This is a genomic window from Nonomuraea sp. NPDC004186, from assembly GCF_053603495.1.
Map to the genome: position 1 here is coordinate 42,256 of NZ_JBSGFQ010000082.1, position 19,005 is coordinate 61,260.

The 19,005-nt window shown below is 70.0% G+C and carries 18 protein-coding genes, 1 tRNA gene and 1 other RNA gene; 12 read left to right on the plus strand and 8 right to left on the minus strand.

Going from position 1 to position 19,005, the window contains the following annotated elements; translation table 11 throughout:
• Window positions 1–26 precede the first annotated feature (26 nt).
• Both ACWEPL_RS45525 and ACWEPL_RS45530 read left to right on the plus strand, forming a co-directional pair.
• Window positions 27–1,040: an aldo/keto reductase gene (locus ACWEPL_RS45525; RefSeq protein WP_452439885.1), complete on the plus strand. Its 1,014-nt coding sequence runs from the start codon at window positions 27–29 to the stop codon at window positions 1,038–1,040.
• Window positions 1,037–1,735, plus strand: coding sequence for a FadR/GntR family transcriptional regulator (locus tag ACWEPL_RS45530; protein WP_452439886.1), 699 nt, complete (start codon window positions 1,037–1,039; stop codon window positions 1,733–1,735). The genes ACWEPL_RS45525 and ACWEPL_RS45530 overlap by 4 nt, the downstream gene beginning before the upstream one ends.
• A gap of 305 nt (window positions 1,736–2,040) precedes the next feature.
• Here ACWEPL_RS45530 and ACWEPL_RS45535 read toward each other — a convergent pair whose 3' ends face one another.
• The 3 genes from ACWEPL_RS45535 to ypfJ (ACWEPL_RS45545) are packed head-to-tail and all read right to left on the minus strand — an operon-like array spanning window position 2,041 to window position 4,234.
• A complete protein-coding gene (locus ACWEPL_RS45535) occupies window positions 2,041–2,337 on the minus strand; it encodes a type II toxin-antitoxin system VapB family antitoxin (RefSeq protein ID WP_185069514.1) in 297 nt (98 codons plus the stop codon).
• A gap of 48 nt (window positions 2,338–2,385) precedes the next feature.
• Entirely contained in the window at window positions 2,386–3,231 is an 846-nt protein-coding gene (gene ypfJ / locus ACWEPL_RS45540) for a KPN_02809 family neutral zinc metallopeptidase (RefSeq protein WP_452439887.1), read from the minus strand.
• A gap of 55 nt (window positions 3,232–3,286) precedes the next feature.
• The gene (gene ypfJ / locus ACWEPL_RS45545) at window positions 3,287–4,234 is read right to left on the minus strand and encodes a KPN_02809 family neutral zinc metallopeptidase (RefSeq protein ID WP_363978929.1); all 948 of its coding nucleotides are present in this window, start codon (window positions 4,232–4,234) and stop codon (window positions 3,287–3,289) included.
• Between the two features lie 86 nt (window positions 4,235–4,320).
• Here ypfJ (ACWEPL_RS45545) and ACWEPL_RS45550 point away from each other — a divergent pair, with 86 nt between their 5' ends.
• The gene (locus ACWEPL_RS45550; protein WP_452439888.1) at window positions 4,321–4,962 is read left to right on the plus strand and encodes a LysE family translocator; all 642 of its coding nucleotides are present in this window, start codon (window positions 4,321–4,323) and stop codon (window positions 4,960–4,962) included.
• A 32-nt stretch (window positions 4,963–4,994) separates the two neighbouring features.
• Here ACWEPL_RS45550 and ACWEPL_RS45555 read toward each other — a convergent pair whose 3' ends face one another.
• A complete protein-coding gene (locus tag ACWEPL_RS45555) occupies window positions 4,995–6,482 on the minus strand; it encodes an MFS transporter (protein WP_452439889.1) in 1,488 nt (495 codons plus the stop codon).
• Window positions 6,483–6,700: 218 nt separating this feature from the next.
• Here ACWEPL_RS45555 and ACWEPL_RS45560 point away from each other — a divergent pair, with 218 nt between their 5' ends.
• Together ACWEPL_RS45560 and ACWEPL_RS45565 are read left to right on the plus strand one after the other, a co-directional pair.
• Window positions 6,701–7,072, plus strand: a complete 372-nt coding sequence (locus ACWEPL_RS45560) for a YciI family protein (protein ID WP_350724098.1) — start codon at window positions 6,701–6,703, stop codon at window positions 7,070–7,072.
• Window positions 7,069–8,280, plus strand: coding sequence for an RNA polymerase sigma factor (locus ACWEPL_RS45565; protein ID WP_449947945.1), 1,212 nt, complete (start codon window positions 7,069–7,071; stop codon window positions 8,278–8,280). Before ACWEPL_RS45560 ends, ACWEPL_RS45565 begins: the two co-directional genes overlap by 4 nt.
• Before the next feature lie 13 nt (window positions 8,281–8,293).
• On the opposite strand, the gene ACWEPL_RS45570 is transcribed toward ACWEPL_RS45565, so the two are convergent.
• Both ACWEPL_RS45570 and ACWEPL_RS45575 read right to left on the minus strand, forming a co-directional pair.
• Window positions 8,294–9,070: a class I SAM-dependent methyltransferase gene (locus ACWEPL_RS45570; RefSeq protein ID WP_363978941.1), complete on the minus strand. Its 777-nt coding sequence runs from the start codon at window positions 9,068–9,070 to the stop codon at window positions 8,294–8,296.
• Window positions 9,071–9,485: 415 nt separating this feature from the next.
• A tRNA-Ser gene (locus ACWEPL_RS45575) sits at window positions 9,486–9,570 on the minus strand.
• A gap of 86 nt (window positions 9,571–9,656) precedes the next feature.
• Here ACWEPL_RS45575 and ffs point away from each other — a divergent pair.
• Together ffs and ACWEPL_RS45585 are read left to right on the plus strand one after the other, a co-directional pair.
• Window positions 9,657–9,752, plus strand: an RNA gene (gene ffs / locus ACWEPL_RS45580) — signal recognition particle sRNA small type.
• 31 nt (window positions 9,753–9,783) lie between these two features.
• A complete protein-coding gene (locus tag ACWEPL_RS45585) occupies window positions 9,784–12,237 on the plus strand; it encodes a DNA polymerase III subunit gamma and tau (protein ID WP_452439890.1) in 2,454 nt (817 codons plus the stop codon).
• A gap of 40 nt (window positions 12,238–12,277) precedes the next feature.
• Here ACWEPL_RS45585 and ACWEPL_RS45590 read toward each other — a convergent pair whose 3' ends face one another.
• The gene (locus tag ACWEPL_RS45590; RefSeq protein ID WP_363978947.1) at window positions 12,278–13,690 is read right to left on the minus strand and encodes a GAF domain-containing protein; all 1,413 of its coding nucleotides are present in this window, start codon (window positions 13,688–13,690) and stop codon (window positions 12,278–12,280) included.
• 308 nt (window positions 13,691–13,998) lie between these two features.
• On the opposite strand from ACWEPL_RS45590, the gene ACWEPL_RS45595 reads away from it, so the two are divergent.
• The 5 genes from ACWEPL_RS45595 (at window position 13,999) to ACWEPL_RS45615 (ending at window position 17,885) form a co-directional block, all read left to right on the plus strand.
• Complete coding sequence (locus ACWEPL_RS45595) at window positions 13,999–14,349, plus strand: YbaB/EbfC family nucleoid-associated protein (RefSeq protein ID WP_350724084.1); 351 nt, start codon at window positions 13,999–14,001, stop codon at window positions 14,347–14,349.
• A 2-nt stretch (window positions 14,350–14,351) separates the two neighbouring features.
• Window positions 14,352–14,951, plus strand: coding sequence for a recombination mediator RecR (gene recR, locus ACWEPL_RS45600; RefSeq protein ID WP_103957155.1), 600 nt, complete (start codon window positions 14,352–14,354; stop codon window positions 14,949–14,951).
• Entirely contained in the window at window positions 14,944–15,471 is a 528-nt protein-coding gene (locus ACWEPL_RS45605; protein ID WP_350724082.1) for a DUF5063 domain-containing protein, read from the plus strand. The genes recR and ACWEPL_RS45605 overlap by 8 nt, the downstream gene beginning before the upstream one ends.
• Before the next feature lie 84 nt (window positions 15,472–15,555).
• A complete protein-coding gene (locus ACWEPL_RS45610) occupies window positions 15,556–16,830 on the plus strand; it encodes an aspartate kinase (RefSeq protein WP_350724080.1) in 1,275 nt (424 codons plus the stop codon).
• On the plus strand, window positions 16,827–17,885 hold the full coding sequence (locus ACWEPL_RS45615; protein WP_350724078.1) for an aspartate-semialdehyde dehydrogenase: 1,059 nt from the start codon (window positions 16,827–16,829) through the stop codon (window positions 17,883–17,885). Before ACWEPL_RS45610 ends, ACWEPL_RS45615 begins: the two co-directional genes overlap by 4 nt.
• Before the next feature lie 113 nt (window positions 17,886–17,998).
• Here ACWEPL_RS45615 and ACWEPL_RS45620 read toward each other — a convergent pair whose 3' ends face one another.
• Window positions 17,999–18,673 carry a hypothetical protein gene (locus ACWEPL_RS45620; protein ID WP_452439891.1) on the minus strand — a complete coding sequence of 225 codons (675 nt, stop codon included), beginning with the start codon at window positions 18,671–18,673 and terminating at the stop codon, window positions 17,999–18,001.
• Window positions 18,674–19,005 lie beyond the last annotated feature (332 nt).

Consider the following 19,005-nt stretch of genomic DNA (forward strand, 5'->3'; position numbering starts at 1 on the left):
GGCCTCGCACTCCCAAGGAGCGCACCTTGCGACACCGGAAGATCACGAACACCTCTGTCGAGCTCAGCGAACTCGGCTTCGGGGCCTCCGTCATAGGCAATCTCCACCGCGTCACACCGGCCCTCGACGCGGCAGCCGCGGTCGAAGCGGCCTGGGACGCGGGCATCCGGTACTTCGACACAGCACCCCACTACGGCCTGGGCCTGTCCGAGCACCGCCTGGGCGCCGCGTTGCGGGACCGTCCGCGGAACGAGTACGTCCTATCCTCCAAAGTGGGCCGTCTGCTGGTGCCCAACGAGCGGCCGCGCGGGGTCGACGACGAGGGTTTCGTCGTCCGGGACGACCTGCGCAGGCAGTGGGACTTCAGCCGGGACGGGGTACTGCGCTCCATCGAGGCGACACTGGAGCGCACGGGCCTCGACCGTCTGGACGTCGTCTACCTGCACGATCCCGACGACCACTGGAGGCAGGCCGCCGAGGAGGCCATGCCCGTCCTGGCGGAACTACGCGACCAAGGGGTGATCGGCGCCATCGGCGCCGGCATGAACCAGTCGGCCATGCTCGCCCGCTTCCTGCGTGACACCGCCGCCGACGTGGTGATGCTCGCCGGCCGCTACACGCTCCTCGACCAGTCGGCATTGGACGACGTCCTGCCCGCCGCTCAGGAACTGGACAAAAGTGTGGTGGCGGTCGGTGTGTTCAATTCGGGACTGCTCTCCCTCGACCGGCCCGCCGAGGGCATGAAGTACGACTACCGGGACGCGCCGCCTGCCCTGGTCGCCCGTGCCCTGGCGATCGCCGAGGTCTGCGTGGCGCACGGCACGACTCTCCCGGCAGCGGCGATTGCCTTTCCGTACACCCATCCCCATATCATCAACGTCACCCTGGGCATGCGGAATGCTGAGCAGGTCGCACGGAACGCGGAACTCCACCGTCGGCACATCCCCGAAGGCCTTTGGGAGGATCTTCGTACCCAAGGATTGATCAGATCGGACGTGCCCGCCGAGAAGGGGCGCCAGAGGAGTTCGCATTGTCTTTGACCGACAAGGCCATTGAGCAGATCCGTGAGCTGATCCGCACCGGAGCCCTGCCGCCGGGTTCGAAGCTTCCACCGGAACCGGATCTGGCCGCTCAACTGGGCCTGTCCCGCAACCTCGCACGGGAAGCGGTCAAGGCACTGGCCGTCGCGCGAGTCCTGGAGATCCGGCGGGGGGACGGCACCTACGTGACCAGCCTGCAGCCGAGTCTGCTCTTCGAGGGTCTCGGCGGGGCTGTGGAGCTGCTGCAGGGCGACTCGGCCGCCCTGCAGGATCTGATGGAGGTACGTCGGCTCCTCGAACCGGTCGCCACAGCACTGGCCGCAATCCGGATCTCCGACGAACAACTCGCCGAGGTGCAACAGCACTTGGACGCCATGCGTGAGGCCCGCGACGACGTCGAACGGCTCAACGCCCACGACGCGGCCTTCCACCGTGCCGTCGTCTCAGCCACGGGCAACGACACGCTGCTCACCCTCCTGGAGGCCATCTCCGGCCGCACGTTGCGCGCCCGCATCTGGCGTGGCCTCGTCGACGCCGAGGCTGCGGGCCGCACCCTCGCCGAGCACGAGGCGATCTTCACGGCCCTGTCCACCCGTGACGCCGCTCTCAGCCAGGCCGCTGCACTGATGCACGTCAGTAGCACCGAACGGGGATTGAGGGAATACCTGCGCACCACCGAATCCCTCCCCCGCTGAGCGCCTACGGCGAACGGCACCGGAACCTGCCTGACCGACGTGGCCATGAACCACGACGAGCGGCGCGCCGATAGCGCCGGCATGGCTCCTTCGAGCGCGGCCGGCACCGCGGCGGCGGTGGGATCGAATGGCGGGGGTGGCCCCACCAGGTCAGGCCGGTTGATCGCGGCGCTCATCAAGGGCCTCCGACCGACGGGTCGGCGGCCCTTCGTCATGAGGCGGGGCGCTCCCGAGCCTTTCCAACATCATTTATGGAGCGCATGCGAAAAGGGAGCCGCGAATCCCGCGGCTCCCTTTTCCCTTTCTCAGTTGGGCAGCTCGAGGACCCTGGCGTGCAGGATCGATCTTTGGTGCAGGGCCGCGCGCAACGCGCGGTGCAGACCGTCCTCCAGATAGAGCTCGCCCTGCCACTGCACCACGTGCGGGAAAAGGTCGCCGTAGAAGGTGGAGTCGGCGGCGAGCAGCGAATGCAGGTCCAGTACGGCCTTCGTGGTGATCAACGAGTCGAGCCGGACCTGCCGTGGAGGGATCTGCGCCCACTCTCGGTTAGAGAGACCGTGGTCGGGATAAGGGCGTCCGTCGCCGACAAGCTTGAAGATCACCCCCCCGATTTTAGGAGAGAATCCGATTCCTTGCGTTGTCCGGGAGCGTCAGCGCAGGTCGCCCGGTTCGCAGGAGTCGGCTGTGCCCTTTTCGTAGCCGCGTTGGAAGGCGTTGACGCGTTGCTTGGAGCTGCCGTGCGTGAACGATTCAGGATCGATTCTGCCTTGGGTGCGTTGCTGGATTCTGTCGTCGCCGACCGCCGCGGCGGCGTCCAGGGCCTCGGAGATATCCGTCCGGGTGAACGGCTTCTCGTAGAAGCCGGTCTTGACCGCGTTGTGCGCCCAGACGCCGGCGTAGCAGTCCGCCTGGAGTTCGGTGGAGACGGAGGAGCCGCCCGTGTCGAGCGCGCCGAGCAGGTCCTGCACGTGGTGGCCGTACTCGTGGGCGATCACGTACGCCTGCGCGAACGGCCCGCCCTTGGCGCCGAACTGGGTGTGGAGCTGGTCGAAGAAGCTCAGGTCGAGGTAGACGCGCTGGTCGCCGGGGCAGTAGAAGGGGCCGACCGCCGAGCTGGCCGTGCCGCAGCCCGTACGTAAGCGACCGGAGTAGAGGATGGTCTTCGCCGCCCGATATCCCGCAATTTCCTGCTTCCAGTAGTCCTGGATGCTGTTGACCACACCCACCACCCGGCACCGCTCCGACTGGTCGGCGTCCTTGCCCGTCCGGCACTGCCCGGACAGGTTGGACGGGGACCGCCGCTGGGCGGGCTCGGCGCCGCCGCCACCGCCCACGTTGTTCAGCACGACGACCAGCACGAGCACGATCAGGCTGACGATGCCGCCACCGCCGATGATCATGCCGCCGGGGAAGCCACCGCCACCACCGCCCGAATAACCGCCGCCGGCATCCTCGACCTGCGAGGAGTCGAGCTCGACGTCGTCCCTGAAGTCCATGCTGACGTCCCTTCCGGAGGTGCCGCCCGCATGACAGCTTCCCCACAGACCGGTATCAAATACCTCCGGAGAACGTGTCGCACCGCTTGGGGTCCCCGCTGTCGTACCCGACGCTGAACCAGCTCTCCCGCTGCCGCGACGTGCCGTGGGTGAAGGCGTCGGGGGTCACCCGGCCCTGTGTGCGGCGCTGGATGCTGTCGTCGCCGACCGCCGCGGCCGCGCTGAGCGCCTGGTCGATGTCCGTCTGGGAGAACGGCTCCCGGAAGAAGCCGGTCTTGACCGCGTTGTGCGCCCAGACGCCCGCGTAGCAGTCGGCCTGCAGCTCCAGCCGCACCGACGGGCTGCCCGCGCCGGGCCTGCTGTCGGGGCCGACCCTGTTCATGGTGCCGAGCAGGTTCTGGACGTGGTGGCCGTACTCGTGGGCGACCACGTACGCCTGCGCGAACGGACCGCCCTCGGCGCCGAAGTCGCGCTGGAGCGTGTTGAAGAACGACAGGTCGAGGTAGACCTTGCGATCGACGGGGCAGTAGAACGGGCCCACGGCGGCGTCGGCCGTGCCGCAGCCGGTGTTGACAGCGTTGGAGAACAGCACGGTCCTGGCGGGCTTGTACGTGCGCCCGCGCTCCTGGAACGCCTGCCGCCAGTACGTCTGGATGCTGTTGACCGTGCCGACGACGCGGCAGTCCTCGGACTGCTCGGCATCGGCGCCGGTCCGGCACCGCGCCGCCAGGTTGCCGGTCTGGGCGGGCATGGCCGGGGCGCTCGGCTGCCGCCCGCCGCCCTGCGGCCCGCCTCCCTGGCCGCTGAACGGCGAGGGGATGACCCCGAACAGGAACAGCCCGGCCGCCGCCAGGATGAGCAGCAGGCAGCCGCCGCAGCCTCCTCGGCCGCCGATGGGCAGCATGCACCCGCCCGGCATCCCGCCCCCGCCCGGCTGCGGACCGGAGGCCCGTACGTCCTCGACCTGCGACGGATCGAGTTGCGCGTCGTCGTCGAACTGCATGCCTCCCTACTCCCCAGCAACGGGTCGAATACGCAGCGCGACAAACTGGGATGCGCGCGACCGGATATGTCCGCTAATCTGCCGATATGACGGCTGGCTTGATCGGAATCGCGCTGGTGTCGCTGGGCATGGTTCTCACGCCCGGGCCGAACATGGTCTATCTGATCTCACGATCGATCTCCCAGGGCCGCCGGGCCGGCCTGATCTCCCTCACCGGCGTCTTCCTCGGCTTCACGCTCTACCTGACCGCGACGTGCCTGGGGCTGACGGCGGTCTTCGCGTACGTACCGGCCGCCTACACGGCACTCAAGCTCGCCGGCGCCGCGTACCTGCTCTGGCTGGCCTGGAACGCCGTCAAGCCGGGCGGCACCTCGGCCTTCCAGCCGCGCACGCTCACCCCCGAACCCCCGCGCAAGCTGTTCGGCATGGGCCTGCTGACCTGCCTGCTCAACCCCAAGATCGCCATCCTGTACCTGTCGCTGCTCCCGCAGTTCATCGACCCTTCGATGGGCCACGTACTGCTGCAGAGCCTGGCGCTCGGCTCGGTCCAGATCGTGGTCGCCACCACGGTCAACGGCCTGATCGCCATCTCGGCCGGCGCGCTGGCCGCCTTCCTGGGCAGCCGCCCTCTCTGGCTCCGCGTCCAGCGCTACGTCACCGGCACGATCCTCGGCGCCTTCGCCATCCACATGGCCACCGACCGATCGAAGGCCCTGGTGGCCGCCTAGCGTCGGCGCGGCTGACAGCGGCGACCACCGGCTCATGAGCGAGCGCCCTCGGGGAGCGGGGCCGAGGCGGCCCGGGTTGCCGGGCGCATGGCCAGGACCAGTACGGCCATCCCGGCGAAGACGACCACGGCGACACCGCCCGTGACATGCAGACTGGCCGTGAAGGCCTCCCGCGCCGCGTGCAGCAGTTCCGCCCCCTGGCTCGCGGGAAGGTGCCGGCTGGCGGCGACCGCGCCGGCCAGCGAGTCGGACGTGCCGTCCATCCGGCTGCGGTAGACCACCGCGGCCACCACGCCGAGCAGCGCGAAGCCGAGCGAACCGCCGAAGTAGTTGCCGGTCTCCGACATCGACGCCGCCGAGCCGGCGCGCTCCGGCGGCACGGACCCGACGACCAGGCCGGTGCCCAGCGCGAACAGCGGGCCGGTGCCCAGCGCCAGTACGGTGATGCCGATCATCACCAGCGGCAGCGCGCTCGGACCGTCGACGGCGACCAGGAGCAGGCTGCCCAGCGCCGACCCCACCAGCCCGCCGGCGATCGCGGTCGTCTGCTTCATCCGCCGGGCCAGCGCCGGCGCGGCCATGGTGCCGACCGCCACGCCCAGGCCCATGGGCGCGAACAGCACCGCCGACGCGACCGGCGAGAAGTCCAGCACGCTCTGCAGGTACTGGGTCACCAGCAGGCCCGTGCCGGCCATGGCGATGCCGGCGAAGACCAGCGCGACGATCACGGCCGTGAGCGGCCGGTTGCGGAGCAGCCGCAGGTCCAGCAGCGGCGTCTCCAGCCGCAGCTGCCGGCGTACGAACAGCGATCCGACGACCGCGCCGACGACGAGGGCCACCGCCGGCACGACCGGCACGCTCTCGACGGTCAGCTGCTTGAGGCCGTAGACCATCAGAAGCACCGCCACGAGCGACAGCCCGACGCTGGCCAGGTCCAGCCGGCCGGCCCGGTCGCTGCGGAACTCCGGCAGCAGGACCGGCCCGGTGAGCAGCAGCAGCGCCATCGCCGGCACGGCGACCAGGAACACCGATCCCCACCAGAAGTGCTGGAGCAGGAATCCGGCGAGCACGGGTCCGAGCGCGCCGCCGGTGAACTGGCAGGTCGCCCAGATCGCGATGGCCTGCCCCCGCTGCCGTTCGTCGCGGAACATGTTGGTGATCAAGGCCAGCGTGGACGGCGCCAGGGTCGCGCCGGCGATGCCCAGGAGCGCCCGTGCGACGATCAGCATCAGCGGGCCGGCCGCGAAGGCGGCCACGACCGACAGCACCGCGAACGCCGCCGCGCCGATCATCAGCAGCCGCCGGCGGCCGATCCGGTCGCCGAGCGTCCCCATCGTGATGACCATGCCGGCCACCATGAACCCGTAGCTGTCACTGATCCACAGCTGCTCGACGTTGGTGGCACCCAGGTCGGCGCTCAGCTGCGGAAGCGCGAGGAGCAACGCCGTCATGTCCATCGCGACGAGCAATGTCGGCAGCATGAGGACGGCCAGTCCCAGCCATGCCCGGTTGACTCTCATATCCGAAACTCCCTGTTCTCTCGACGTTTCGCCGGTTGGTCGGAGCGGGCGAGAGTTTCTTGACATCGACACGGGGGAGACCTCGCGCGACTGCCGCCACGGTGGGGCGGCGAAAAACTTGTGCGAATGTTCTGCCGGGGATGTCAAGACGGCGGCAGCGGCTCCGACCAACCGGTCGAAGGCCCCGGCCGGGGCTCGCGAACCACAAGGAGGACACGATGAAGTTCCTGATCAGCCTGCACATCAATCCGGCCGTGCTGGACGCGCTGACCGACGAGGAGAAGGCGGCGATCGGCGACGGCCACGGCAGGTTCATCGAGGCGCTGAAGGAATCCGGCGAGCTGATCACCACGCAGGCGCTGGTCGACCCGTCACAGGCGGCTGTGGTGTCCGTACGCAACGGCCAGCCGGTGGTGACCGACGGCCCTTTCCTGGAGGCGAAGGAGTACCTGGGCGGCTTCTACCTGATCGACTGCGAGAACAAGGAGCGGGCGATCGAGCTGGCGACCCAGATCCCGGACACCGCGATCCAGGGGCTGGGGGTGGAGGTGCGGCAGGTGATGTTCGCTGACGGACAATTGGAGGCATGACGACATCAGCCATCGAGGACCTGCTGCGTGAGCTCACGCCGCAGGTCCTCGGCGCGTTGGTACGCCGGCACGGCCAGTTCGAGGAGTGTGAGGACGCCGTGCAGGAGGCCGTCCTCGCCGCCACCGTGCAGTGGCCGGCAGAGGGACTGCCGGACAACCCGCGCGGCTGGCTGGTCACAGTCGCTTCCCGGCGGCTCATCGACCAGATGCGCAGCGACCATGCGCGCCGCGAGCGCGAGTCGGCCACGGCCACCGAGGTGAAGCCCGAGGACGTGCCGGACACCGACGACACGCTCGTCCTGCTGTTCCTGTGCTGCCATCCGACCCTGACCGCGGCCTCCCAGACCGCCCTGACGCTGCGGGCGGTCGGCGGGCTCACCACTGCTGAGATCGCCCGCGCGTTCCTGGTGCCGGAGGCCACGATGGCGGCCAGGATCAGCCGGGCCAAGCAGCGCATCAAGGCCGCCGGCAGCTCGTTCGGCCTGCCGGAGGGCCCGGAACGCGAGGAGCGGCTGCAGGTCGTCCTGCACGTGCTCTACCTGATCTTCAACGAGGGCTACACCGCCTCCTCGGGCAGCGAGTTGCACCGCTCCGACCTCGCGCACGAGGCGATCCGGCTGGCCAGGATGGTGCACGCGCAACTGCCCGAGGACGGCGAGGTGACCGGGCTGCTCGCGCTGATGCTGCTGACCGACGCTCGCCGGCAGGCACGTACGACGGCGGCCGGCGACCTGATACCGCTGGACGAGCAGGACCGTACGAAGTGGGACCGGGGCCTGATCGACGAGGGCATCGAGCTGGTCAAGGCGTCGCTGGCCGGCCCGGCGCTGGGGCCCTACCAGTTGCAGGCCGCCATCGCCGCCACGCACGCCGACGCGGCCACGGCCGAGGAGACCGACTGGCCGCAGGTGCACGCCCTCTACCTGATCCTCGAACGGATCGCGCCCAACCCGATGGTCACCCTCAACCGCGCGATCGCGCTCGCCGAGACCGAGGGCCCGTCGGCCGGCCTGGCCCTGCTGTCCACGTTGGACAGCGACGAGCGGATGGCCGGGCATCACCGGCTGCTGTCCGTACGGGCGCATCTGCTGGAGAAGACCGGCGACACGGCCGGGGCGTACGAGCACTACCGGCGCGCCGCGAAGTCCACGGCCAGCCTCGCCGAGCAGCGGTACCTGGAGTCCCGGGCCGGCCGGGTGAAACCCTAGATTCGCCTGCGCCTCAGGGCCTCCTGGCGACCAGCACCTCGCTCGCCAGCTCCTGCTCCCACCGGCCTGCCGGGTTGTCGGCGAGCAACGCCCGTCGCAGCGTCTCGACGAACGCGGGCAGACGGTCGCCCAGCCTGGCGGGCGAGCTGTAGGAGTAGGAGAGCTGAAGCCCGACCAGTCCATCCACGTCCCAGACCAGCCGCCGGCTGAACACCCGGGATTCCACCCTGCTGAAGGCCGAGGCGGCCAGCACCTCGTGGTGGTGCTCGCCCGTCGCGTGGAACGAGTTGGCCGCGGTGCGGATGTCGAGGCCGAACTCCTCGCACACCCGCCTCTCGACCGGCTGCCACGGTTGCGAGTCCGGCTGCCACGGCTCTCCCCGCTGCCTCGCCGGGCCGACCAGCGCCACCGCGCCGCCGGCCGGCAGCAGCTCGTCCAGCTCCGTCAGCACGGACCTACGATCCATCCAGTGGAACGACCGACCCATCACCACCTGCTCGAACGGCGGCAACCCCCGCAGAACGGTTGAGTCGCCCCGCACCCAGGTGATGTTGGCGACACCCCCGGCCAGCCGCCTCCCTTCGGCGAGCATCTCCCGCGCCGGATCCACCGCGAGCACCGCCCTCACCCGCCGGGCCAGCGGGATTGCGATCGTCCCGGGACCACAGCCGAGATCCAGCACCCGCCCGTCCTCGCCGAACGTCTCCGCCAGATGCTCCATCGCCGCCCGGCCGTAGCCCGGCCGGTATCTCGCGTAGTACGGCGCAGCCCCGCCGAACAGATCCTCCACGGGACACCTGTCAGCAGTTGACGTCGGAGTCCTGGACGAGCACCAGAACTGCGAGGCAGCCCGTGAAGAGCGAGGCGGCCGGCAGCACGAGCGAGCGAGTAGGCATCGCGGATCCCATCGGTGAGGCGCCTCCGAGATCATGACAGCGCCGTGATGCCGTCAACCGCTCAGTGCACAGAATCTCGACAAAACCGCCTCCGACGTCACACCTAATAGCGACCGGCCCGCCTGTTCGGCGTGGGGTGGTCAGGTTCGGGCATGGCGGCGCGGTACCAGCACGTCACCGACGACATCCGGCAGACCGTGGCCAAGCAGAGGTCTGGAGTCTCATCTGGGAGGCGGGAAGGCCCGGAATAGCGAAAGGGGCCGACTTGGATGGGGTCGGCCCCTTCGCGTTTACTGCCTCAACCAGGCGCGGAGGATAGGGGATTTGAACCCCTGATAGGTTGCCCTATACACGCTTTCCAAGCGTGCGCCCTCGGCCACTAGGCGAATCCTCCGCCGACGAGCTTACCGGACTTCTGGGCGTGTGCAGACCACCTTTTCCGGTGTGGAGCGAGCACTGCGTCATCCGGCTAGACTGTGCAGGGACCCCTCGCGCGGCGTCATCCTGTGAACCTCCCCAGGGCCGGAAGGCAGCAAGGATAAGCGGGCTCTGGCGGGTGTGCGAGGGGTCTCTTCGTTGAGAGCCCCCTCGCAGGCGGGATGGTCGCATGAGCCTTGCGCTTTACCGCAAGTACCGGCCCGGGACGTTCGCCGAGGTCAAGGGTCAGGAGCACGTCACAGACCCGCTGCGGCAGGCGTTGCGTACGAGGCGGATCAACCACGCCTACCTGTTCAGCGGCCCTCGCGGGTGTGGCAAGACCTCCAGCGCGCGCATCCTGGCGCGCTCTCTCAACTGCGAGCAGGGGCCGACGCCCGACCCGTGCGGTGTCTGCGAGTCGTGTGTCGCGCTCGCCCCCACCGGTCCTGGCCACCTCGACGTCATCGAGATCGACGCCGCCTCGCACGGTGGCGTGGACGACGCGCGCGACCTGCGTGAGCGGGCGTTCTTCGCCCCCGTCTCCGCGCGCTACAAGATCTACATCATCGACGAGGCGCACATGGTGACCCGGGAGGGTTTCAACGCGCTGCTCAAGCTCGTCGAGGAGCCTCCGCCGCACCTGAAGTTCATCTTCGCGACGACCGAGCCGGAAAAGGTCATCGGCACGATCAAGTCGCGTACCCACCACTACCCGTTCAGGCTGATGCCGCCCGCGACGCTCCGCGCGCTGCTGGAGGAGATCCTCACCTCGGAGAGCGTGCCCTTCGAGCCCACCGCGCTGCCCCTCGTCGTACGGGCGGGCGCGGGCTCGGCGCGTGACTCGCTGTCGATCCTCGACCAGCTCCTCGCCGGGGCCGAGGAGGACGGCATCACCTATGCCAAGGCCGTCTCCCTGCTCGGCTACACCGACGGCGACCTGCTCGACGAGGTCGTCAACGCGTTCGCGGCGCGTGCCGGCGGGCAGGTGTTCCACGCGGTCAACCGGGTCATCGAGGGCGGCCACGACCCCCGCCGCTTCGCTTCCGACCTGCTCGAACGCTTCCGTGACCTGGTCATCCTGGCGAACGTCCCCGAGGCGGCGGCGAGCGGGCTGCTCGACCGGCCCGCCGATGAGTTGGAGCGCCTGGTTCAGCAGGCCGCTTCGATGGGCCCGGCGGAGCTCACCCGTGCGGCCGAGGTCTTCAACGCCGGTCTCACCGAGATGCGCGGGGCCACCTCGCCTCGGCTGCTGCTGGAGCTGATGTGCGCGCGCGTCCTGCTTCCGGGGGCCGCGCAGGGTGAGGAGGCGTTGCTCGCCCGTATCGAGCGGCTGGAGCGTGGTGGGGCTGTCGCTCAGATGGCCGCCGCCAGGGTCGCCGCCCCGCCCGTCCCTTCCGTGGCTTCTGTCCCGCCTGTCTCCGTCCCGGCCGTTTCCGGTCCAGCCGGTCCAGCCGGTCCCGGTTCGGTGTCCATTCCTCGACCGGGTGTCTCGTCCGGGCAGGGTGGCGCGCCGGCCCCGGCGGGTGCTGGGAGCGCGGGTGAAGCGGCGGTGGGTGGCCAGGGTCCGGCTGCCGGTTCCGGTGCGGCGGGGGGTGACGACTGGCCTGAGCCGGCTCGTCCCGGTTCGCCTTCCGTGACACAGGCGGCCCCAGCGGCAGGCGGCGCGCCCCAGGCGGCCAACGGCGGACAGCCCAGTGGCGGCCCTCCCACCGGGAGCGGGGCGGGGGCCCTGCAGGCGCAGTGGGCCGCCGTGCTGGCCTCGCTCAAGCAGCGCAGCATCGTCGTCTGGGCGAACGTGAGCACCAACGCCCAGGTGGTGGGTGTGGAAGGCAACGTCGTCACGCTGGGCTTCACCCAGGTCGGCGCGATGAAGAACTTCACGGGCGGTGGCAAGGACGCCGTCGTGGCCGGTGCGCTCGGCGATGTGCTCGGCGGCACGTGGCGCGTCGAGGCGGTCGTCGGCGGCTCCCCGGCCCCCGGCGGCGGCTCCGCGTCCCGGGGCGCTCCCCGCCCGCCCGCGCACGGCGGCCCGGCGGGCGGCCACGGCGCGGCGGGAGGTCATGGCGCGGCGGGAGGCCACGGCGCGGCCCCTGGCTCGGCCGGCCCGCACGCCGCCTCCGGTTCGGCCGGTCCGCCTTCCGCCCCCTCCGGCGTGCCTGGACCTGCCGGTGCCCAGGGTGGGGCGGGCGCCCAGCCGGGGGCGCACGTTTCCCAGGGGCGTACGGCCTCCCACGGCGGGTCCCACGAGGACGGGGACTCCCAGGAGGCCGGCCCAGGCCACCCCGCGGCCGGGTCCACCGGACGTCAGACCACGGACGAGTCCTGGCCCGACGCTCCTGACGACCTCAGCCCCGGCTCACCGCCGGCCCCCGACCCCACGAACACCGTCGTCGCGGTCGGCGGCGGGATGGCCGCCGCGAAGTCGGCGGCGCGGGCCGCGGCCCAGGCGGGTCCGCGCGTTCCGGCTGCCCGTGGCAGCGCCGCGGCCTGGCCGGAGAGCGTCCCCAGCCGCAACAAGGGCCCGGAGTCGGACGACGTCGACCCCCTGAACGACGTCGACGCCGACGTGGACGCGGTCTCCGGCATGGCTTTGCTGGAGCGCGAGCTCGGCGCCCGGGTGATCGGCGAGATCGATCACGCCTGAGGCCGCGCCGAAGGCCGAGCGGGAAGACCGCACCTGAGCGTCAGGGGCAGAGTCGGGAGCGGGCGGCGGCGGAGCGGGGGTCGGTGGAGGGAAGGGCGGCCAGGCGCTCCAGGACCTCGTAGTCGTCCCGGCCGCTGCAGGTCTGCGCGTACGTCCACAGCTCGTCCGGCGACCCGTGCCGCAGCAGGCACACGCGTACCTGCGCCTCCAGCTCGTCCCGCTCGCGGCGGATCTCCGGCGACTCCGAGCGGAGCAGCAGCGGGCCCCGGTACGCGCGGGCCAGCGCGCAGGAGTCGTTGGCCGACAGGTGGCGGCGTACCTCCAGGAAGTCGGCCTCCAGCGGGCAGGTCAGCCGGTACGGCTTGGCCGCGATGGCCTCCCCGAGCTGGGCCCGCAGCCGGTGGATCTCCGCCCTGATGGTCACCGGGTTGCCGTCGTCGCCGTAGAGGTGGAACGAGAGCTGTTCGGCCGTCAGCCCGTGCGGATGCAATGCGAGCAGGGCCAGGATCTCGGCGTGCCGGAGCGAGAGCGGCCGGTCGAGCTCGCCGAACGTGGCCACCGGCTGCCCCTCGCCGAGGAAGGACAGGGCGAGCGTGGGAGGCGCCGCGGAGGATGTGAGACGCAGGAGGAAGCCGTCGGAGAACGGCTCCAGCACGGCGGCGGAACCGTCCTGGAGTATCACCCGACGGCCGGACAGGCGGATGCGCTCGCCCAGGGAGCCGGCCGGGTCGCCGGAGAGCACGCGGCCGGTGGCCGACAGCAGGACCCCGGGCCGCCCGCGCAGGGACTCGAAGCGGCGGCGCAGGCGCTCGTCGCGTTCGTGCATGCGCAGCGCGAGCTGGGTCTCGGTGAGCTTGGCCGTGGCGGCGACCAGCGCGACGGTCGCGGGGTGCAGGCTGCGCGAGGTGCCGCTGACGTCGACGCAGCCGACGGTCTGGCCCGAGTCCGGGTCGGTGATCGGGGCGGCGCTGCACGACCAGATGTGCAGCACCCGCATGAGGTGCTCCTCGGAGTAGACGTGCACGGGCCGGCCCGCTTCGAGCGCGGTGCCGATGCCGTTGGTGCCGACCGTGCCCTCGGCCCACTGGTGCCCGTCGGCCAGACCGATCTGGTCTGCCCGGCGCATGATCGCGTGGTTGCCCTCGCGCCACAGCACCCGTCCGCCGCCGTCGGTGACGATCAGGACCTCGTCGGCCAGGCTGGACAGCGTCTGGGCGATGAGGGGCAGCAACGGCTGCAACGGGTGCGCCTGGCGGACGTCCTTGATGTGGGAAAGGTCGTAGACCAGGGGCGCGCTCTTGCCCTCCGGGTCGATCCCGGCCTCCAGCGACCGCTCCCAGGAGGCGGTGATCAGGCGGCGGGGCAGCTCCGGAGGCACGCGGCCGGCCGCCACCGCCGCTTCGTGCGCTCCGCGTAGCAGGCGCGAGTACGCGTCGAGGTCTGCGTAACTCATCGGTCACTCCAAGTAGTCAACAAAGAGCATCCGTCCTGCGGGCGGTCCGCGCAACCCCTAAGGGGGGATTGCACAGGGTGATTGAATGAACGCAACGTGTGTGCAACGTCAGGGTCGCTAACTTCTTGTGGCAACGCGTCGGCGTGGTGCGGCCGCTCCGCCGACGTGGTGGCCGGGTCTCGGACGCTGGAGGGGGGCCGAGATCCGGCCAAAAAACATCCCAGGTAGGGCTGCACCAGTACAGGACGACGCCCAAACCCCGTAGGCTCGTGGCAGTCAAGAACCGGAGCCACGAGGAGCGCACGACGGTGAACCCAGGGGATGTCAACCTGCAGCAGCTGCTGGAGCAGGCCCAGCTCATGCAGCAGCAGCTTGTGAGCGCCCAGCAGGAGCTCAACGACGCGCAGATCGAGGGCTCATCGGGCGGTGGCCTTGTCACAGCCGTGGTCAACGGCTCAGGTGAGCTGCTGGAGCTCAGGATCGACCCGAGCGTGATCGACGCCGGGGACGCGCAGGACACCGCGGACACGATCGCCGACCTGGTGATCGCGGCCGTCCGCGACGCCGTCCGCGCCGCGGCCGATCTGCAGCAGGAGAAGCTCGGCCCGCTGGCCCAGGGGCTGGGTGGCGGCGGCCTCGGACAGTTGCCAGGGTTCTAGGCATGTACGAGGGGGTCGTCCAGAACCTGATCGACGAGCTGGGCCTGCTGCCCGGCGTCGGTCCCAAGAGCGCGCAGCGGATCGCGTTCCACCTGCTGGCGGCCGATCCGGCCGACGTCAAGCGGCTCGCGCACGCGCTGCTGGAGGTCAAGGAGAAGGTCCGTTTCTGCCGCGTCTGCGGAAACGTGGCCTCCGAAGAGGAGTGTCGGATCTGTCGTGACCCGCGCCGCGACACCCACGTGATATGTGTGGTGGAGGAGTCGAAGGACGTCGTCGCGATCGAGAAGACGCGCGAGTTCCGTGGCACGTACCACGTGCTCGGCGGCGCGATCAGCCCGATCGACGGCGTCGGCCCCGACGACCTGCGCATCCGCGAGCTCATGACACGTCTGGCGGATGGCCGGGTCACCGAGCTCATCCTCGCCACCGATCCCAACCTCGAGGGCGAGGCGACGGCTACCTACCTCGCCCGTCTGGTCAAGCCGATGGGCATCAAAGTGACACGACTGGCCAGCGGTCTGCCTGTGGGCGGTGACCTCGAGTACGCCGACGAGGTGACCTTGGGCCGCGCTTTCGAAGGACGGAGGCTGCTGGATGTCTGACCAGTGGAATGCGCTGGCCGAAGAGATCTCCGGGCACGCGCAGGACTATGTCGACGGCCTGACCAGGGTCGCCGGCGGCGAGGGCGGCGACGCCATCTGGTCGCTGCTGCTGGTGGAGGTCGCGCAGGTCAGCCTGGCCGGCGCCAAGCTCGGGGCCAACCGCGACGTGATCCTCGCGGGCAACTACGAGCCGGCCATGAGCGAGGACCCCGACATCGACGGCGTCCGCACCGCGCTGGCCGAGCGGCTGCGGCCGGTCGACGACTACGCCGAGGTGTTCGACCCGTACAAGGACACCGGTGTCACGCCCTACCGGCTCTCGGACGACCTGACGGCGGTCGCCGCCGATCTCATCCACGGCCTGCGCCACTACCACGCGGGGCGGCCCCACGAGGCGCTCTGGTGGTGGCAGTACTCCTACTTCAACACCTGGGGCAACCACGCGGGCGCCGCGATGCGTGCCCTCCAGGCCCTGGCCGCGCACTCGCGTCTGGACGTCGCCGAGGAGACGACCGTCTGATCGTCCAGATAGTGGTACAGCCCATCGGGTTCATGAGAAGCCCCCAGTAGACTGGCAGCTCACAGTCCAAACCGGGAGACTCTCGTGGCGCTCGTTGTGCAAAAGTACGGTGGTTCGTCCGTCGCCGACGCGTCCTGCATCAAGCGGGTCGCGCAGCGGATCGTCGCGACGAAAAAAGCCGGCAACGACGTGGTCGTGATCGTCTCCGCCATGGGCGACACGACGGACGAGCTGCTCGACCTGGCCGAGCAGGTGTCGCCGCTGCCCCCGGGCCGCGAGCTCGACATGCTGCTGACCTCGGGCGAGCGCATCTCGATGGCCCTGCTGGCGATGGCGATCGCCAACCTCGGCCACGAGGCCCGTTCGTTCACCGGTTCGCAGGCAGGTGTGATCACCGACTCCATCCACGGCAAGGCGCGCATCATCGACGTGACGCCCAGCCGCATCCGTGAGGCGATCGACCTGGGCAACATCGCGATCGTGGCCGGCTTCCAGGGCGTCTCGCAGGACACCAAGGACATCACCACGCTGGGCCGCGGCGGGTCCGACACCACGGCGGTGGCGCTGGCGGCGGCCCTGCAGGCCGACGTGTGCGAGATCTACACAGACGTCGACGGCGTGTTCACCGCCGACCCCCGCATCGTGCCGGCGGCGCGGCAGATCCCCAGGATCTCGTACGACGAGATGATGGAGATGGCCGCGTGCGGCGCGAAGATCCTGCATCTGCGCTGCGTCGAATACGCTCGCCGGTTCGACCTGCCGATTCACGTACGCAGCTCGTTCAGCACCAAGGAAGGCACCTGGGTCGTCTCCGACCCTTACACCGAAGGAACCGAGATGGAGCAGCCGATCATCTCCGGCGTCGCACACGACCGGAGCGAGGCCAAGATCACAGTTGTCGGGGTCCCCGACAAGGTCGGAGAGGCTGCCTCGATCTTCAAAACGCTGGCCGACGCCGAGATCAACATCGACATGATCGTGCAGAACGTCTCGGCCGCGGCCACGGGCCGCACGGACATCTCCTTCACGCTGCCGACGGCCGACGCCCAGACGGCGCTGGCGTCGCTGAAGAAGATCCAGGGTCAGATCGGTTACGAGTCGCTGCTCTTCGACGACCAGATCGGGAAGGTGTCGCTGATCGGCGCGGGCATGCGCTCGCACCCCGGCGTCACGGCGACGTTCTTCGCGGCCCTCGCCGACGCGGGGGTCAACATCGAGATGATCTCCACCTCGGAGATCCGCATCTCGGTGGTCGTCGAGCAGGACGGTGTCGACACGGCCGTGCAGGCCGCCCACCGCGCGTTCTCGCTCGATGCCGACCAGGTCGAAGCCACGGTGTACGGAGGTAGCGGACGATGAGCAGGCCTACTCTCGCCCTGATCGGCGCCACCGGCGCCGTGGGCACCGTCATGCGCGACATCGTGTCGTCGCGTGAGGACATCTGGGGCGAGATCCGTCTCGTCGCCTCGCCGCGTTCGGCGGGCAAGGTGCTCCAGGTGCGCGGCGAGGACGTCGTGGTGCAGGCCCTCGCGCCCGAGGTGTTCGACGGCATCGACATCGCGATCTTCGACGTGCCGGACGAGGTGTCGGCGGTCTGGGTGCCGATCGCGGCCGAGCGCGGCGCGATCGTGATCGACAAGTCGGGGACGTTCCGGATGGAGCCGGACGTGCCGCTGGTCGTGCCCGAGGTCAACCCGCTCGACGCGCGCAACCGGCCGCGCAACATCATCTCCACCCCCAACTGCACGACGCTGTCGATGATGGCGGCCATGGGGGCACTGCACGCCGAGTTCACGCTCACGGAGCTGGTCGTCGCCTCCTACCAGGCGGTGTCGGGCGCCGGCGTGGCGGGTTCGGCGCGGCTCTACGACGAGGTCGAGGCGCTGGCGGGCGACCGCACGGTGGGCCAGGCGGCCGGTGACGTACGCAAGGTGCTGGCCAACAAGCTGCCCGACGACTCGCCGTTCCCCGCGCCCATCGCGTTCAACGTGGTGCCGTGGGCCGGCTCCTACAAGGACGGCGGCTGGGCCTCCGAGGAGCTCAAGCTCCGCAACGAGTCCCGCAAGATCCTCGGCATCCCCGACCTCAAGGTCTCCTCGACCTGCGTGCGCGTGCCGGTGATCACGACTCACTCGCTGGCCGTGCACGCGCGGTTCGAACGTGAGATCACGGTCGCCGACGCGCACCGCGTCCTGGAGGCGGCGCCGACGGTGGTCCTCATGGACGACCCGGCCAACGGGGTCTACCCGACGCCTCTCGACGTGGTGGGCAACGACCCGACCTACGTGGGCCGCATCCGTCAGGCGATCGACTTCCCCAACACGCTCGACCTGTTCGTGTGCGGTGACAACCTGCGCAAGGGCGCGGCGCTCAACGCGGCGGAGATCGCCGAGCTGGTCGCGGGCGAGCTGTAACCTCATCCGGATGGTGTGACGCCGTGCGTTCCGCACGGCGTCCGCCGTCCGGTGCTGTCCAGGTGGTGTGACGCCGTGCGCTCCCCGCACGGCGTACCCTCACCCGGGCTCTGTCACCGGAAGAGGATGTCCCAGTGGTCGCTCTCGTCGGCGAAGACGGTGCCTGAGCCGGAACGGTAGAGCCGGGCGCCGTCGCTGCGCACGCCGGCCTTCGCGTGGTAACGCGTGATGTGCCGGTCGATGCAGGTGTTGTGAGAGATGTCGAGCTTGTAGCCGTTGCCGTGGCTGTACTGCCCGGGTGCGTGGCCCGCTTCCGTGCCACCCGTCACCATGATCGGGCAGCCGCTCTCGCGCTTCAGCTCGATCATCCGGGCGATGGTCCCGGTCCGCACCGAGTCGAGCGACGTGCAGTGGTGCACGTGCTTGCTGGAGCAGTTGCCGGTCGACTTCATCCGCACGCCCCCGCTCCTCAGCCAGCCGGTGGCCAGGCCGTGGGACATGTGCATGGCCCCGAAGCGCGGCAGGACACGCGTCAGATCGACTTCAGAGCGCCTGAGCGCCGCGCGCGGCCGTACCCGGGGCATCCGGGCCACTCTGGTACGTACGCGGCTCTTGGCGGCTCTGGTGGCCGGAGATCGCGGTGCCATCGCCGGCGGGTCGATGACCGTCAGCTGCGCGGGCCCGTGCAGGCGGGGCGGCGTCCAGTCGTCGGGCGGTCCCTCCTGTTCGTCGGCCGAGTCGCTGAAGGGCCAGCCCGGCGTGGCGGTGATGTCCTCACCGGCCGCCATGAGCCGATCGAACGCCCAGGTCCGGCCCGAGTCCGGCCCGGCCCCCTGCTCCGAGCCCTCGGACTCGGCCGATTTTTGGCTGTCCGGCGCAGCCGACCCTTCGGGGTGGGTGGCGGCTGAAGCGGCCGAGGCCAGCGCGATTATGGTTATCTCAATGCCGAGGAGTGCGACTACTGCGAGGCGCACTGTTCCACGTATCCACATGTCGATGCCTTTTCGCGGAAATAGCCCTTCCGCCTGAAACGACAATCCCACCATTCGCAGGAGATAACTCATGCCGCAGGTGCAACTTTGCCTTGTGGCGGTGATCACCGTGCGGCTACATGACCTTG